Source organism: Luteimonas mephitis DSM 12574 (genome assembly GCF_000422305.1).
GTDB lineage: Bacteria > Pseudomonadota > Gammaproteobacteria > Xanthomonadales > Xanthomonadaceae > Luteimonas > Luteimonas mephitis.
Genome location: NZ_AULN01000012.1, coordinates 167,970 through 183,398, shown reverse-complemented (window position 1 = coordinate 183,398; position 15,429 = coordinate 167,970). Strand labels below are relative to the sequence as shown.

General features: G+C 69.1%; 12 protein-coding genes. 7 read left to right on the top strand and 5 right to left on the bottom strand.

Going from position 1 to position 15,429, the window contains the following annotated elements; all coding sequences use genetic code 11:
* Positions 1 to 284: 284 nt before the first annotated feature.
* The 6 genes from H570_RS0100920 to mnhG are packed head-to-tail and all read left to right on the top strand — an operon-like array spanning position 285 to position 6,330.
* The gene (locus H570_RS0100920) at positions 285 to 3,206 is read left to right on the top strand and encodes a monovalent cation/H+ antiporter subunit A (protein WP_027079112.1); all 2,922 of its coding nucleotides are present in this window, start codon (positions 285 to 287) and stop codon (positions 3,204 to 3,206) included.
* Positions 3,206 to 3,547: a Na+/H+ antiporter subunit C gene (locus H570_RS0100915; RefSeq protein ID WP_027079111.1), complete on the top strand. Its 342-nt coding sequence runs from the start codon at positions 3,206 to 3,208 to the stop codon at positions 3,545 to 3,547. Before H570_RS0100920 ends, H570_RS0100915 begins: the two co-directional genes overlap by 1 nt.
* Positions 3,544 to 5,166, top strand: coding sequence for a monovalent cation/H+ antiporter subunit D (locus H570_RS0100910; protein WP_027079110.1), 1,623 nt, complete (start codon positions 3,544 to 3,546; stop codon positions 5,164 to 5,166). Before H570_RS0100915 ends, H570_RS0100910 begins: the two co-directional genes overlap by 4 nt.
* Positions 5,163 to 5,657: a Na+/H+ antiporter subunit E gene (locus H570_RS0100905; RefSeq protein ID WP_036134566.1), complete on the top strand. Its 495-nt coding sequence runs from the start codon at positions 5,163 to 5,165 to the stop codon at positions 5,655 to 5,657. The genes H570_RS0100910 and H570_RS0100905 overlap by 4 nt, the downstream gene beginning before the upstream one ends.
* Entirely contained in the window at positions 5,654 to 5,935 is a 282-nt protein-coding gene (locus tag H570_RS0100900; protein WP_027079108.1) for a K+/H+ antiporter subunit F, read from the top strand. The genes H570_RS0100905 and H570_RS0100900 overlap by 4 nt, the downstream gene beginning before the upstream one ends.
* Positions 5,932 to 6,330: a monovalent cation/H(+) antiporter subunit G gene (gene mnhG, locus H570_RS15780; RefSeq protein WP_051175943.1), complete on the top strand. Its 399-nt coding sequence runs from the start codon at positions 5,932 to 5,934 to the stop codon at positions 6,328 to 6,330. The genes H570_RS0100900 and mnhG overlap by 4 nt, the downstream gene beginning before the upstream one ends.
* A 159-nt stretch (positions 6,331 to 6,489) precedes the next feature.
* Here mnhG and H570_RS0100890 read toward each other — a convergent pair whose 3' ends face one another.
* The 3 genes from H570_RS0100890 to H570_RS0100880 form a co-directional block, all read right to left on the bottom strand.
* Positions 6,490 to 8,934 carry a TonB-dependent receptor gene (locus tag H570_RS0100890; RefSeq protein WP_027079107.1) on the bottom strand — a complete coding sequence of 815 codons (2,445 nt, stop codon included), beginning with the start codon at positions 8,932 to 8,934 and terminating at the stop codon, positions 6,490 to 6,492.
* Between the two features lie 67 nt (positions 8,935 to 9,001).
* Positions 9,002 to 10,129 carry an SO2930 family diheme c-type cytochrome gene (locus H570_RS0100885; protein ID WP_027079106.1) on the bottom strand — a complete coding sequence of 376 codons (1,128 nt, stop codon included), beginning with the start codon at positions 10,127 to 10,129 and terminating at the stop codon, positions 9,002 to 9,004.
* 134 nt (positions 10,130 to 10,263) lie between these two features.
* Positions 10,264 to 11,484: a parallel beta-helix domain-containing protein gene (locus H570_RS0100880; RefSeq protein ID WP_027079105.1), complete on the bottom strand. Its 1,221-nt coding sequence runs from the start codon at positions 11,482 to 11,484 to the stop codon at positions 10,264 to 10,266.
* A 130-nt stretch (positions 11,485 to 11,614) separates the two neighbouring features.
* Here H570_RS0100880 and H570_RS15775 point away from each other — a divergent pair, with 130 nt between their 5' ends.
* Positions 11,615 to 12,676, top strand: a complete 1,062-nt coding sequence (locus tag H570_RS15775) for an AraC family transcriptional regulator (RefSeq protein ID WP_084499571.1) — start codon at positions 11,615 to 11,617, stop codon at positions 12,674 to 12,676.
* 72 nt (positions 12,677 to 12,748) lie between these two features.
* On the opposite strand, the gene H570_RS0100870 is transcribed toward H570_RS15775, so the two are convergent.
* Positions 12,749 to 13,132 (bottom strand): RidA family protein, encoded by a 384-nt coding sequence (locus tag H570_RS0100870; RefSeq protein ID WP_027079104.1) that lies wholly within the window; start codon positions 13,130 to 13,132, stop codon positions 12,749 to 12,751.
* 116 nt (positions 13,133 to 13,248) lie between these two features.
* Positions 13,249 to 15,426, bottom strand: a complete 2,178-nt coding sequence (locus tag H570_RS0100865; RefSeq protein WP_027079103.1) for a RelA/SpoT family protein — start codon at positions 15,424 to 15,426, stop codon at positions 13,249 to 13,251.
* Between the last annotated feature and the right edge of the window lie 3 nt (positions 15,427 to 15,429).

Below are 15,429 nucleotides of genomic sequence, written 5' to 3'. Positions count from 1 at the left end.
GCCGTATAGAATCGGACACCAGCCACGCCTCGCGCAGGATCGATCGATTTGCGCTGCGCCGGCCGCCCCCTGCACGACCCAATGCCTGCCGGTGCGGTACTGCGCTCGCCCGCAGGCACGGCTGCAATGACGCCCCCGTTTTTCCACCCCGACACCGGAGCCTGCTTGTCCGAGGTATCGCCACCATCCTGCAACGTGCGCGTGGCAGCATGCCGCCGCCACGTGCGTGCGGCCGGCGCGGCCCGGCCAGCGGTCGGCATGCCCTTCCTTCGAGCCCTTGATTGATGCCTGACCACGTCGTGCCAAGCGCCATCCTCTGGCTGCCGTTCGCGGCGAGCCTGGTGGTGTTTGTCCTTCGCGGCCGCGGCCGCAACGTCGCCGCCTGGTTGATGACCTGCACGGCGCTGGCCTGCCTCGCGCTGACACTGTCGCTGTATCCGGCGATCGCGGGCGGGGCCGTATTGCGGCACGTGTTCGAATGGGCGCCGTCGCTGGGCCTGGACTTCACCCTGCGGGTGGACGGCTTCAGCTGGCTGTTCATGCTGCTGGTCTGCGGCATCGGCATGCTGGTGGGTGTCTACGCGCGCTACTACATGCCGGCGGACGACCCGCTGTCGCGCCTGTTCGCACTGTTGCTGGCGTTCATGGGCGCGATGCTCGGCATCGTGATGTCCGGCAACGTGGTCCAGCTGGTGTTCTTCTGGGAACTGACCAGCCTGTTCTCGTTCCTGCTGATCGGCTACTGGCACAACGGCGCGTCGGCACGCGACGCTGCGCGGATGGCGCTGATCGTCACCTCCGGCGGCGGGCTGTGCCTGCTGGCGGGCGTGCTGCTGCTCGGCCAGATCGTGGGCAGCTACGACCTGGATGCGATCCTCGCCGCGGGCGACATCGTTCGCGGGCACGCGCTGTATACGCCGACGCTGGTCCTGGTGCTGCTGGGCGCGCTGACCAAGAGCGCGCAGTTCCCGTTCCACTTCTGGCTGCCGCAGGCGATGTCGGCGCCGACGCCGGTCTCGGCGTACCTGCATTCGGCGACGATGGTGAAGGCGGGCGTGTTCCTGCTGGTGCGGTTCTGGCCGGTGCTCGCGGGCACCGAGCAGTGGTTCTGGATCGTCGGCGGCGCCGGATTGATCACGCTGGTACTGGGTGCGTATGCGGCGATGTTCCAGCAGGACCTCAAGGCCGTGCTGGCGTATTCGACGATCAGCCACCTGGGCCTGATCACGATGCTGGTCGGGCTGGGGAGCGCACTGGGCGTGGTCGCGGCGATCTTCCACATCGTCAACCATGCCACCTTCAAGGCGTCGCTGTTCATGGCCGCCGGCGCGGTCGACCACGAGACCGGCACGCGCGACCTGCGCGAGCTCGGCGGCCTGCGCCACTTCATGCCGATCACCGCGACCCTTGCGGTGGTCGCGGGCGCGGCGATGGCGGGCGTGCCGCTGCTCAACGGCTTCCTGTCGAAGGAGATGTTCTTCGCCGAAACGCTGGCGGCGCAGCGCGGCATGCTCACCGGCATGGTCCCGGTGCTGCTGGCGATCGCGGCCAGCGCGTTCGGCGTGGTCTACTCGCTGCGCTTCGTGCGCGGCGTGTTCTTCGGCCCGGCGTCTACCCGGCTGCCGCGCCAGCCGCACGAGCCGCCGCGCTGGATGCGCGTGCCGATCGGCCTGCTGGCGCTGGCCTGCCTGCTGGTCGGCATCCTGCCGGCGCAGGTGATCGGACCGTCGCTCGCGGCGGCCGCGCATTCGGTGCTCGGCGCGCAGACGCCGGCCTACAGCCTGGCCGTCTGGCACGGCTGGACCGCACCGCTGCAGATGAGCGTCATCGCCTTCATCACCGGCTGCCTGATGTACGTGGCGCTGCTGGCGTACTTCAGGCGCTGCGGGCGCACGCCGCTGATCGGGCGGCTCAGCGGCAAGCGGACCTTCGAGCGCGCGCTGGCGATCTTCGCCGCGGACCTGCCGGGCTGGCTGGCGCGCTTCTTCCCGGCCAGGCGGCTGCAGCCGCAGTTGCTCCTGATCGTGCTGGTTGCACTGCTTGCCGGCAGCATGGCCGCGACCACCGCGCCGTTCGACGCGCCGCCGCCGCGCTGGTCGGGCATCGACCCGGCCTTCGCCCTGCTGTGGCTGCTGGGCACGGCGTGCGCGATCGGCGCCGCCACCCAGGCCAAGTTCCACCGCCTGGCCGCGCTGATCCTCACCGGCGGCGCGGGCCTGGTGTCGTGCGTGAGCTTCGTGTGGCTGTCCGCGCCGGATCTCGCGGCCACCCAGCTGCTGGTGGAAGTGGTGACCACGATCCTGATCCTGCTCGGCCTGCGCTGGCTGCCCAAGCGCATCCAGGGCGTATCGCCGGATGGTCCGCTCACGCGCCTGAAGCGCTGGCGCGATGCGCTGGTCGCGCTGGTCGTCGGCGGCGGGGTTGCCGGCCTGGCCTACGCGGCGATGATGCATCCGGTGTCGGACTCCATCTCGCGCTTCTTCCTCGAGCGGGCGTACCTGGAAGGCGGCGGCCGCAACGTGGTGAACGTGATCCTGGTCGATTTCCGCGGCTTCGACACGCTGGGCGAAATCAGCGTGCTGGCGATCGTGGCGCTGACGGTGTTCGTGCTGCTGCGCCGCTTCCGGCCGGCGGCGGAGAGCATCGCCGCGCTGCGTCGGCAGCGCCGCAACTCGGTGCAGGACCCGGCCGGGTCGGATCGCGTGATCGACCAGTCGCTGGCCGACTACCTGATGATCCCGGGGCTGATCGTGCAGCTGATGTTCCCGGTGATCCTGCTGTTCGGCGTGCACCTGTTCCTGCGCGGGCACGACTTGCCCGGCGGCGGGTTCGCCGCCGGCATCACGGTTTCGGTGGCGCTGATCCTGCTGTACATGGCGCGTGGTGCGCGCTGGGTCGAAACGCACCTGCGCGTGCTGCCGGTCCGCTGGATCGGCACCGGCCTGCTGCTGGCCGTCGGCACCGGCCTGGGCTCGCTGCTGTTCGGCCATCCGTTCCTGACCTCGCACTTCCAGTACCTGGAGCTGCCGCTGCTCGGAAAAATCCCGCTCGCCTCGGCGGTGCTGTTCGACCTGGGCGTGTTCTGCCTGGTGGTCGGCGCCACCACGTTGATGCTGATCGCGCTGGCGCACCAGTCGCTGCGCCGGCCGCGCGTGTCGACGGTGGTGGCCGCGGACGGGACGATCGAGCCGGAAGGCGCGGGCTGATGGAACTGGTGCTGGCCATCGCCATCGGGGTCCTGGTCGCGTCCGGGGTGTGGCTGCTGCTGCGGCCACGCACCTTCCAGGTGATCATCGGGCTGACCCTGATCTCCTACGCGGTGAACCTGTTCATCTTCTCCATCGGCGGCCTGCGCACCGGCGCCGATCCGGTGCTGCGTGAAGCCGCCGGCAGGATCGAGCAGTACACCGATCCGCTGCCGCAGGCGCTGGTGTTGACCGCGATCGTGATCGGCTTCGCCACCACCGCGCTGTTCCTGGTGGTGCTGCTGACGTCGCGCGGCCTGACCGGCAACGACCACGTCGACGGCGGGGACGGCACGCCGTGAGCCCGCACCTGCTCGTCGCGCCGATCGTGCTGCCGCTGCTGGTGGCTGCGCTGCAGCTGCTGGCCGGAGAACGCCGCCAGCGTCTGGCGGTGGCACTGAGCCTGGCCTCGTGCCTGGCACTGGTGGCGCTGGCGACGATGCTGCTGCTGGCTACCGCGCAGCAGGGCGGCGACGGCGCGCTGGCGGCGGTCTATCGAATCGGCGACTGGCCGGCGCGTTTCGGCATCGTGCTGGTGGCCGACCGGCTGTCGGCGCTGATGCTGCTGCTGGCCGCCGTGCTGGCGCTGGCGGTGCTGCCGGCCGCGCTGGCGCGCTGGCAACATCGCGGCCACTATTTCCAGCCGCTGTTCCAGTTCCTGCTGATGGGCTTGAACGGCGCGTTCCTGACCGGCGACCTGTTCAACCTGTTCGTGTTCTTCGAGGTGCTGCTGGCGGCATCCTACGGGCTTGCGCTGCATGGTTCGGGCGCGCGCCGGGTCAGCGCCGGGCTGCATTACATCGCGGTCAACCTGACCGCCTCGATGCTGTTCCTGCTCGGCGTCAGCCTGATCTTCGGGGTCACCGGCACTCTCAACATGGCGGCGCTGGCGGAGTTGATCCCGACCGTGCCGGAGAACACCCGCACCCTGCTGCACGCCGGTGCGGCGATCCTCGGCGTGGCGTTCCTGATCAAGACCGCGATGTGGCCGCTGGGCTTCTGGCTGCCGCGCACCTACGCGGCGTCCGCGCCCGCGGTGGCGGCGATGTTCGCGCTGATGACCAAGGTCGGCATCTACGTGCTGCTGCGGCTGAGCCTGCTGCTGTTCGGCGACGGCGCCGGTCCGGCTTCGCGCAATTTCGGCAGCGACTGGATGCTGTGGGGCGGCGTGGCCACGATCGTCGCCGGCATCGTCGGCATGCTCGGCGCGCGCGACCTGGGCAAGCTGGCCGGCTACAACGTCATCATTTCGTCCGGCACCCTGCTGGGCGCGATTGCGCTGCAGCAGCCCGCGGTGACCGCCGGCGCGCTGGCGTACCTGGTGATCTCCACCCTGGGCATTGCCGCGTTCTTCCTCGTCGCCGGCCTGCTCGCGCCGGAAGGCGAGGAAGAAGCCGACGATGCCCTGCAGCTGGAACCCTACGAGCCGATGGGCGGCGACGTCGGCAGCGCCGGGCTGTACGCGGACGAGGACGAGAGCCGCGTGGTGATCCCGGCGCCGGTGGCGATGCTGGGCGTGAGTTTCCTCGCCTGCACGGTGCTGCTGGCGGGGCTTCCGCCGCTGTCGGGGTTCCTGGCCAAGTTCGCGATGCTCGCGCCCATGCTCGACGCGCTTGCCCTCGACGCGGCGCCACGAACCGGCGCGCTGGCATTGTTCACGCTGGTCATCGTGGCGGGCTTCTGCACGGTCATCGCGCTGTGCCGCGCCGGCATCCAGATCTTCTGGGCCGAACCGGAGCGGCGCTTCCCGCAGGCCCGCGTCACCGAGGTCAGCGCCATCGTGCTGCTGCTGGGCCTGTGCCTGCTGCTGACCGTGGCGGTGCAGGCACCCCTGGACTTCCTGCACGATGCCGCGCGCCAGCTGCACGATCCGGCGAACTACATCCACGGCGTCCTGCCGGCGGAAGGTGCGTCACCATGAGCCTCTTGCGGCGCTGGCTGCCCTATCCGCTGCTGTCCGCCCTGCTGGCGCTGATCTGGCTGGTGCTCAACCAGAGCCTGTCGCCGGGCACGGTGCTGCTGGGCATGGTGCTTGGCGTCGCGCTGGCGAGGGTATTCGGCCTGCTGCACCCGCCGAAGGCACGCATCCGCAACTACCCGCTGGCGGCGCGGCTGCTGCTGCGGGTCGTGTACGACATCGTGCGTTCGAACTTCGCCGTCGCCAGGCTGATCCTGCGCGGCGCCGGCCAGGTGCATTCCGGCTTCGTCGCCATCCCGCTGGCCCTCACCGACCGCTACGGCCTGGCCGTGCTGGCCTGCATCATCACCTCGACGCCCGGCACCATCTGGGTCAGCTACGACCCCGCTGCGAACGTGCTGCTGATCCACGTGCTTGACCTGGTGGATGAAGCCACCTGGATCGGCACGATCCAGCAGCGCTACGAGCGCCCCCTGCTGGAGATCTTCCAATGAGCCATGCCCTGCTCGCCGTCGCGATCACGCTGGCGCAGATCCTGCTGCTGCTCGCCATGGGCTTCTCGATCATCCGCATGGTGCGCGGGCCGCGCGCGCAGGACCGCGTCGTGGCGCTGGACGCGCTGTACGTCAACGCGATGATCCTGTTGCTGACCATCGGCATCCGCAGCGGCAGCGTACTGTACGTCGAAGCCGGGCTGATCATCGCCCTGCTCGGCTTCGCCAGCACCATGGCGCTGGCGAAGTTCCTGATGCGCGGCGAGGTGATCGAATGAGCCACCTCGACGCCCTGCCGCCGTGGGCGGCGATCCTGGTCGCGATCTTCGTGCTCTCCGGCGCGCTGCTCGCGTTCATCGGCTCGCTCGGCCTGCTGCGGCTGAAGAATTTCTACCAGCGCGTGCACGCGCCGACGCTGGGCACCACGCTGGGCACGTTCTGCATGCTCGCCGGTTCGATCACCTGCTTCTCGGTGCTGGGCGGCCGGCCGATCTTCAATGAGATCCTGATCGGGGTGTTCCTCACCGTGACCACGCCGATCACGCTGATGCTGCTGGTCCGCGCGGCGCTGTATCGCGACCGCGAGGAAGGATCGGAATACGTGCCGCAGGTCGCCAGGAAGGGGCCGGCCAGCGGCCCCGGCCAGCCGCCCGCGGGCACGCCGCGCGGGTAACGCAGGCACGGGTGCCGCGACTCGCGCGCAACCTCGTCCATGGTCGCCGGTGCGACCAGACGGCTGCCGGCATCGCTCCGGCAACCCCGAGCCTGCGCATCAGGCCGAAAGACAACGGCCGGCATCCGCGAAGATGCCGGCGCGCGTCGCACCTGCAGGTCAGAAGCGGTAGCGCAGCTCCATGCCGTAGTAGCGCGGCTCGCTGATCGTCGCCCCGGTGGTACCGAACACCGTGGTGCCGTACTGGTTCAGGCCGTGGACATAGCGGTTGTTGAACATGTTGTTGGCGTACAGCGCCACCGCCCAGGTATCCGTCGGCGAACTCCACTGGACGAACACGTCGGTGCGGTTCTGCTCCTCGCCGATCGTGAAGTTCATGTAGCGGCCGCAGTTGCCCTGCGTGCTGGAACTCGTGTTGCACCGGCTCGCACCGCGATACGCGTGGCGCACGGTGAAGCGCAGGCGGCCGCTGTCGGCCAAGTCGACGAGATAGTTGGCGCTCGCGGAGTAGGAGAACCACGGCTCGCCGGTGGCCTGCCCGCTGAGGTCGCGCCCGTCGGGCGTCACGTAGTCGTCGTAGGTGGAGTTGATCCAGCTCGCGTTGAAATCCATGTTGAAGGCGCGGCTGGGGAACCAGCGCGTGCTCAGCTCCATGCCCCAGGCGGTCAGGTCGCTGACGTTGGTCACGTAGCGCGGCACCTGCGGCGTGGTGTCGAGCCAGATCGCCTGGCGGTTGTCGTAGACATAGCGGAACGCGGATGCCTCGAGCTGCACGCGCTCGTCGACGAAGGTGCGCTTGATCCCGGTTTCGAAGTTCCACACTTCCTCGTTGTCGAAATGCGCGCCCGGCGAGAAGGCGTTGTAGCCGCCGGCCTTGTAACCCTTTGCCAGCGACGCGAACACCATGGCGTCGTCGGAGAGGTGGTAGTCCACGACCAGGCGCGGGCTCACGTCGCTCCATGAATTGCTGGCGCTGTTGAGCTTGCCCTTGTTGGCCATCGAGACCGGGTCCTGGAACGCGAGGTCGAGGCCGGCGAAGTAGTCGGCATTGAGCCCCAGCCCGGCGAGGATCCCGGCCTGGTCGAGCACCTGCAGGGCCTGGTTGAGCTCGTCGGCCTTGTGGAAGTCGTTGAACCAGGTGAAGCGCTTCTGGTCGCGCGTGTAGCGCAGGCCGAAGGTGAGGTTGAGGCGGTCGGTCGCGTGCCAGATGACGTCGCCGAACACCGCGTACGCCTTTGCGTCCAGGGTGTTGTGGTACGCCTCCATCCACGGATTCCCGAACAGCTGCACCGGGATGCCGTAGCCGTCGGCAGCGCCCTGCAGCAGGCTGAAGATCGGCATGCCGAACACGTAGTTGGCGGCGGTGTCGATGCTGTCGCTGTACAGGTCCACCTGGCTGGTCTGCCTGGCGTCCTCCTGGAAGTAGCTCGCGCCGGCGACCCAGTCGAAGCGGTCGCTGCTGCCGCTGAACTTGAACTCCTGGTACCAGGTGGTGTTGTCCTCGAGGTTGACCGTGTCGATGTACAGGTAGCGGCGGTTGGTCCCGTCCTCCTCGGCGCGGTTGATGGTGTCGAAGTTGCGCCACGCGGTGGTCGAGGTGAGCCGGCCCCAGTCGAAGCCGTGCTCGAGGATCAGGGTGGCGCCGTCGAAGGTCCGGCCTTCGTCGTTGCCGGCCACGTCGGTGTACGCCGGCTGATCGAACGGATTGCGGTAGTCGTCCGGGTTCGCCGGGAACGCGGGCAGGCCCGGCGCGGGCGGCAGGTCGACGATGCCGATGGTCGGGCGCGAGCGCTGGTCCAGCTTCTCGTGGTCCCAGCTGAAGGACAGCGACGTGTTGTCGCCGATGTTCCAGCGCAGCGCGGCGCGCAGCGCCTGGTTGTCGCCGTCATTGAGCGACTTGCCGGTCGCCGCGTCGTCCAGCCAGCCGCCGGTTTCGCTGTGCAGTGCATTGACGCGCAGCGCGACGTCCTCGCCGAGCGGCACGTTCAACATCCCGTCGAAGTAGCGCTGCTCGTAATTGCCCAGCCGCAGGCGCGCGCGGCCTTCGAAGCCTTCGGTCGACGGCTGCTGGGTGATGATCGAAATCGCGCCGGCCGCCGTGTTGCGGCCGAACAGCGTCCCCTGCGGGCCCTTGAGCACCTCGATCCGCTCGACGTCGATGAACGGCAGCACGGTGCCGCCGCCGCGCCCTGCGTAGACGCCGTCGACGTACACGCCCACGGTCGGGTCGGTGCCGATGCCGAAGTCGCCGGTGCTCAGGCCACGCAGGCGGAACCCCGCCTGCGTCGGCTGCATGTCGTCCACCACCAGGCCCGGGATGAAGCCGTCGAGGTCGCCGATGTCGCGCGCCACGGAGGTTTCGAGCACGTCCTGGCCCACCACCTGCAGCGCGATCGGCACGTCCTGCAGTTCCTGCTCGCGGCTCTGCGCAGTGACCACGATGCGGTCGAGGGTCAGCGCGTCGCCCGGCTGCGCCGCGTCTGCCGAGGGCTGCGCGGCGGGTTCGGGCGGCGATTGCTGTGCCATCGCCGCCAGCGGAAGCGCGCAGGCACCGGCCAGGGCGCGGCGCAGGCAGACACTCAGGATTCCTTGCTTCAACGTCATCGCGTTCCCCTTCCCCAAACTTGTGATGGTGCGTGTGTGCGTCCGGACCCGGCAGCGCCGGTCCGGCTCAGGTTTCGTCGCAGTTCCCCTCCATCGCCGCGATCCAGTCACGGATCAGCTCGACGCCCTCGCGATGGACCACGTCCCGGCCGATCTCCGGCATCCTCACGCCGGGCCTGTCGCTGTCCATCCGATAGACGAGGATCGACTCGTCGGGATTCCCCGGCACGATACCGAAACGGTGGTCGCCCGTGCCCTGCCCGGCCGCGACCGTCGGCTTGCACAGGCCGAGGTGGCGCGGCGGGTGGTCGCCGACGTCGAGCCACAGGCCCGAAGTGTCCGCCGGCCCCTTGTCGTTGTGGCAGTGGCCGCAGTTGATGTCGAGGTAGGCACGCGCGCGGCCGTCGAGGCTGGCGTGCGCGGCGTCGCGCCAGTCGGCGTTGCGCGGCACGCCGGTTGCCGGCACGCCGCGCAGGTAACCGACCTTCTGCAGGTGCGCGAGCTGGTTCTCGCGGCCGCCGGCGTAGTCGTAATCCTTGTTGAGGTGGCGCGCCTTCGGTCCCAGCGGCACGATCTGGCGGGTGGTGTTGTTGCTGGCGTGGCAGCCGGCGCACTGGTTCTGGTCCGGGACCTCGTACACGAAATCCTCGCTGCTGCCGTCGGCGGCGACCAGGCGCAGGGGGACATCGGCGCCGGTGCGCGCCAGGGTGGCCTCGGTCTGCGCCTCGTTCCAGGCATAGGGGATCGCCACCCAGCCCTGCTCACGGCGCACCATCAGGCGGGTTTCGATCATGCGCACGTTGTGCAGGTCGAGGCCCTCGCCGACGTGGTCGTGCGAGGTGTCGCCGGTCCGCGCGACCGCGTCCTTGCCCTCGGCGGTCGGGTAGAAGAACGTCTTGCTGATGATGGTACCGACCGGGAAATCCAGCGCCTCGTGCGTCTGGTAGTCCGCGATCGTGCCCTCCGGCATCCACACCGTGCGCAGCTTGTGCGCGTAATCGCTGAACAGCGGCGTGTTGAGGTCGAACGGCACCACGCGGTCGTTGAGCGCAAGCGTCTTGCCGTCGACGTAGACCACGTTCCACTCGCTGAGCTTTTCCGGATACCCGTCGGCGTGGAAGGTGACCGGCGCCGGCGGCCGGGCGCACGCGGCCACCAGCAGTGCAGTCGCCACGACGGCCCAGCGCGCGGCCATTGCCGCGAATGCACGGGTCGGCCCGCGCCTGTCGCGGCGAACGGCCGTGCCCTGTCGCGCGGGCGCGACCGCAGCCGCGTCGTTCCCGCGCTTGCGGGAACCTTGGTGCAAAAGAGGATCCACCATCATCGTGCTCAAGCCTGCTTCAGCTCCACCGCCGGCAGTGGATCGAGCTTGCAGTCGAACGGCTTGGCATCGGATTTCGGGTTCTTGAACTTGTTGGGCGCATCCGCGTCGAGCACGCCGGAGGCGCCCTGCACGCAGATCTGCGGGCCTTCCGCGCGCTTGGCGTTGACGTAGCCGTCCCAGAAGACGTCGGGGAAACGGCCGTTGAGGCCGAACATCGCCACCTTCAGCGCCTTCATGTCCAGGCCGTCCGGGGAATCGCCGCCGCCGGAGAAGCGGTTGTCGTGGACGTAGATGTACTCGGGATAGGGATCGAACGCCGCCGACGGCTTGTACTTGCTGTCGTAGCCGGCCGAGTAGTGGCTGGCGACCAGCACGTTGGCGGTCTTGTTGTCGGCGATCTCGTTGTCGAAGATCTCGACCCGGTCGTTGGACATGATCACCACGCCCGAGCCCGCCGGCACCGCCGCCACGGCCGTGCCCTTGCGGCCGAAGTTGGCGGTGTTGTTCTTGAAGATGCGATTCTTGAACACGCGCGTGGTGTGGCCGGGCTGCGGCAGGTCGGGCATGTTGAACACGAGGATGCCACCGGTGTTCTCGGTGGCGACGTTGTCGTAGACGTCGGCGCCGATACAGTTCTCGATCTCGATGCCGGCGACGTTGCGCTCGGCGCGGTTGCGGCGCACCACGACATCCTGCGACTGGCCGACGTAGATGCCGGCATCCGACGCGCCGATCACCACCGAATCCTCGATCAGCACGTTCTTCGTCTGCACCGGGTACAGGCCGTAGGCGCCGTTGTCGGTGTGCGGGCCGTTGGTCCATTCCACGCGCACGCCGCGGATGACGATGTCCTCGCCCTCGTTGACCTTCAGGCCGTCGCCCTTGCTGTCCTCGATCGCGAGGTTTTCCAGGGTGAAGCCGCTGGCGTTGACGATCAGCCCTTCGGCGCCGCTGCGCTGGCCCTTGAAGCTCAGCACGGTCTTGTCCATGCCGGCGCCACGGATGGTCACGCCGTCCACGCGCAGGCTGAGGCTGCGGTCGAAGCTGAAGCGGCCGGCGGGGATCTCGATGACATCACCGGGCTTTGCGTCCAGCAGCTGTTGCTGCAGCGCCTTCTGGTATCCGCCGTCGGCGGGCACGGCCGGCGCGGCCTGGTCGGCACCGCCGCCACCGCAGGCAGCCAGCAGGCCACAGGCGGCCAGCGCGAACAGCGTCATCTTCCCCATCGGTCCCATCTCCCGGCCTGCACACGACGGCGGCCTTCCCCGCAACAGTCTCGGCGTTCACGTCCGTGCGGGTGGAGGGCATTGGCGGCATACTCATGGGGGGCAAAACGGACAAACTCACCAGAGCCACATGAATCGCGACAGCCTAGACCCGCGCCTGACCGCGGCCAGCATCGCCACCAACATCCTGTCCGGGCTGTGCCTGATGGCCGAGGAGCGGGGTATCGCCTGCGAGCGCTGGTTCGCCGGCCTGCGCCTGACCCGCGCCCAGGTCGACGACGCCTCGGTGCGGGTGTCCTACCGCCAGGCCAGCCGCGTCGTGCAGCGCGCGCTGCGCGACCTGCCCGAGCCCGACATCGGCCTGCGCCTTGGCCGGCAGCAGACCACCGGCAACTTCGGCCTGCTCGGGCTGGCGATGACGACCGCGCGCACGTTCGGCGATGCGGTGGCGATCGGCCTGCAGTACGCGCCGGTTTCCGGCAGCCTGATGGACCTGGAACTCGATACCTCCCACCCGGACGCGCTGTGCCTGGTGGCCAGCCCGCGTTCGGCGGACGACACGATCCTGCCGTTCCTGTGCGAGGAACTGTTCGCCAGCACGCTGATGCTCTGCCGCGGCCTGGTCGGACCGTCGTTCCGGCCGCTGCGGCTGGAGCTGGCCTACCCGGCGCCCGCATACGCGCACGAGTACGAGGCGTTGTTCGAATGCGAAATCCGCTTCGGCATGCCGCGCAACCGCGAACTGATCGACCCGGGATGGATGTCGCGCCGACTGCCTGCCTACAACCCGGTCAGCGCGCAGCAGGCGCTGGCCCTGTGCCGCGCGCAGATGCCGCGCGGACCGGCCAGCGGGGAGATCGTCGCCGCCGTGCGCCAGCTGCTGCGCTCGCGCCTGCACGAAGCGCCGGGACTCGGCGACATCGCCGCCAAGCTGCACCTGACGCCACGCACCCTGCGCCGGCAACTGGTCGCCGCCGGCAGCGGCTTCCGTGCGATCCACGACGAAGTCCGCAGCGAGCGCGCCCGCGAACTGCTGCGCGACAGCGAGCTGTCCATCGCCCAGGTCGGTGCGAGCGTCGGCTTCCGGGATGCGCGCGAGTTCAGGCGCGCCTTCAAGCGCTGGACCGGGGCCGCGCCGAGCGCGATGCGCGCGCCACCGCGGGCCGGGGTTACGCCCGCAACCGGTTCCTGATGCGCTGGTGTTCGCGCCGGCAAGGACCGGCGCCGGTACCCTCCACCGAGCGGCGAACGCCGCTCCGGTCGATCAACCGAGCACCATCACCGCATCGACTTCGAATGCCGAATCCTTCGGCAATGCCGCCACGCCGATCGTCGAACGCGCCGGATAGGGTTGCTCGAAATACTCCGCCATCACCGCATTGACCTCGGCAAACTGGCCGAGGTCGGTGAGGTACAGGCCGACGCGGACGATGTCGTCGAACGAGCCGCCGGCGGCTTCGCAGACGGCCTTGAGGTTGTCGAACGCGCGGCGCGCCTGCGCACGGATGTCGCCTTCGACCAGGGCGCCGGTGGCGGGATCGATCGGGGTCTGGCCGGACAGGTAGACGGTGCCGCCTGCCCGCACGGCCTGCGAGTACGGGCCGATGGCGGCGGGGGCGTTGTCGCTGTGGATGGGCTGTCGTGGCATGGCTGATGCATCCGCTGATGGAATCCGCTGATTGTAGGAGCGCACCATGGCGCGATCCAGCGCCTGGGCAGGCAACAGCCTTGCCCACGGACGCCCATCGCGCCCACGGGGCGCTCCTACAGCCGCTGTACCCCGTGCACCACGTGCAGCCGGCGCGTGCGCCGGATCACGTCGGCCAGGTGCTTGCGGCTCTTGACCTCGATCGAGAAGTGGATCGCGGCGACGTTGGTGTCGCGCTCCAGGTATTCGACGCCGTCGATGTTGGAGTGCGCCTCGGCGATTGCCGCAGCCACCTGCGCCAGCACGCCGGGACTGTTTTCCACTTCCACCCGCAGCGCAGCGTCGAAGTCGCCGCTGACCTCGCGGTCCCAGCCGATCGCAACCCAGCGTTCCGGCGACTTGCGGTAGTCGGACACGTTCGGGCATTCCATCCGGTGCACCATGATGCCGCGGCCGGTGGTGTGGTAACCCATGATGTCGTCGCCGGGAATCGGCATGCAGCACGGCGCGAAGGTGATGATGCCGCGCTCGTGGCCGGTGATCAGGATCTTGTCGCCGGTGCGCGGCATGGCCTCCGAGTCGGGCACGCCGGCCTCGCCGTCCTTGTCGCGGGTCAGCGTCAGCGCCACCTGCGCGGGCATGCGGTTGCCGAGCGCGATGTCGGCCAGCAACTCTTCGAGCCGCGGATAGCGCAGCTCGCCCAGGTAGGCGTCCAGGCGCGCGACCGGCAGGCGTTCGAGCGAGCTGCCGCGCTCCTCGAGCGCGCGGTCGAGCATCCGGTGCCCGAGCTGCATCGCGTCCTCGTGCTCGAGGTGCTTCAGCTGGTGGCGGATCGCGGTGCGCGCCTTGCCGGTGACCACGAACTCCAGCCACTGCGGCTTGGGCATCGAGGATTTCGCAGTCACGATTTCCACCTTCTGCCCGCTCGCCAGCTTGGTGCGCAGCGGCACCAGCTTCTTGTCCACGCGCGCGGCCACCGCCTGGTTGCCGACGTCGGTGTGCACGGCATAGGCGAAGTCGAGCGCGGTGGCGTTGCGCGGCAGCGAGAGGATGTCGCCGTTGGGCGTGAACAGGTAGACCTCGTCGGGAAACAGGTCGACCTTGACGTTCTCCAGGAACTCCAGCGACGAGCCGGTGCCGCGCTGCGATTCGAGCAGGCTGCTGATCCACGAATGCGCGCGCACCTGGGCGCTGTTGGGCGCTTCGCCGCCGTGTTTGTAGGTCCAGTGCGCGGCGATGCCGCGCTCGGCGATCAGGTCCATTTCCTGGGTGCGGATCTGCACCTCGATCGGCGAGCCGTAGGGCCCGAACAACACCGTGTGCAGCGACTGGTATCCGTTGGCCTTGGGGATCGCGATGAAATCGCGGAAACGCCCGTCGAGCGGCTTGTAGACCGAATGCACCACGCCCAGCGCGTGGTAGCAGTCGGCGACCGTGCCGACGATCACGCGGAAGCCGAACACGTCCATCACCTGGGTGAAGGTCTTACCCTCGGCCTGCATCTTATTGTAGATGCTCCAGGGCGACTTCACGCGTCCCACCAGCCGATGCTGCAGGCCTTCGTTGGCGAGCTTCTGCGCCAGCTGCGCTTCGATCCTGGCCAGCGCCTCGCGCCGCAGCAGCGGCTGCGCGCGGATGCGCTTTTCCAGCACCGCGTGGCGGATCGGGTGCAGCGCGCGGAAGCCGAGGTCCTGCAGCTCGGCCTTGATCAGGTTCATGCCCAGGCGCTGGGCAATCGGGGCGTAGATCTCCAGCGTCTCGCGGGCGATGCGCTCGCGGGCTTCGGCCGTCTGCGCGCCGAGGGTGCGCATGTTGTGCAGGCGGTCGGCGAGCTTGATCAGGATCACGCGCAGGTCGCGCGCCATCGCCAGCAGCATCTTGCGGAAGCTTTCCGCAGCGGCTTCCTGGCGATCCTGGAACTTGAGCTTGTCGAGCTTGGTGACGCCGTCGACCAGTTCGGCCACTGTCTCGCCAAACTCGGCCGCCAGCTGCGCGTGGTCGAGCGGCGTGTCCTCGATGGTGTCGTGCAGGATCGCCGCGACCAGGGTCTCGACGTCTACCTTCTGCTCGGCCAGCACCCGCGCCACCGCCACCGGGTGGGTGATGTAGGGTTCCCCGGACTTGCGCAGCTGTCCCGCATGCGCCGCCGCGCCCACCGCCCAGGCGCGCCGGAGCAGCGCACGCTGTTCGGCCGACAGGTAGTCGGCCGCACGCTCCAGGTCTAGGACGTAATCCGGGGCGGAGTCGTCGACGGGCGTCGGGGTCTCGCGGTGGACGGGCTCGGCGGGGGTCATGGC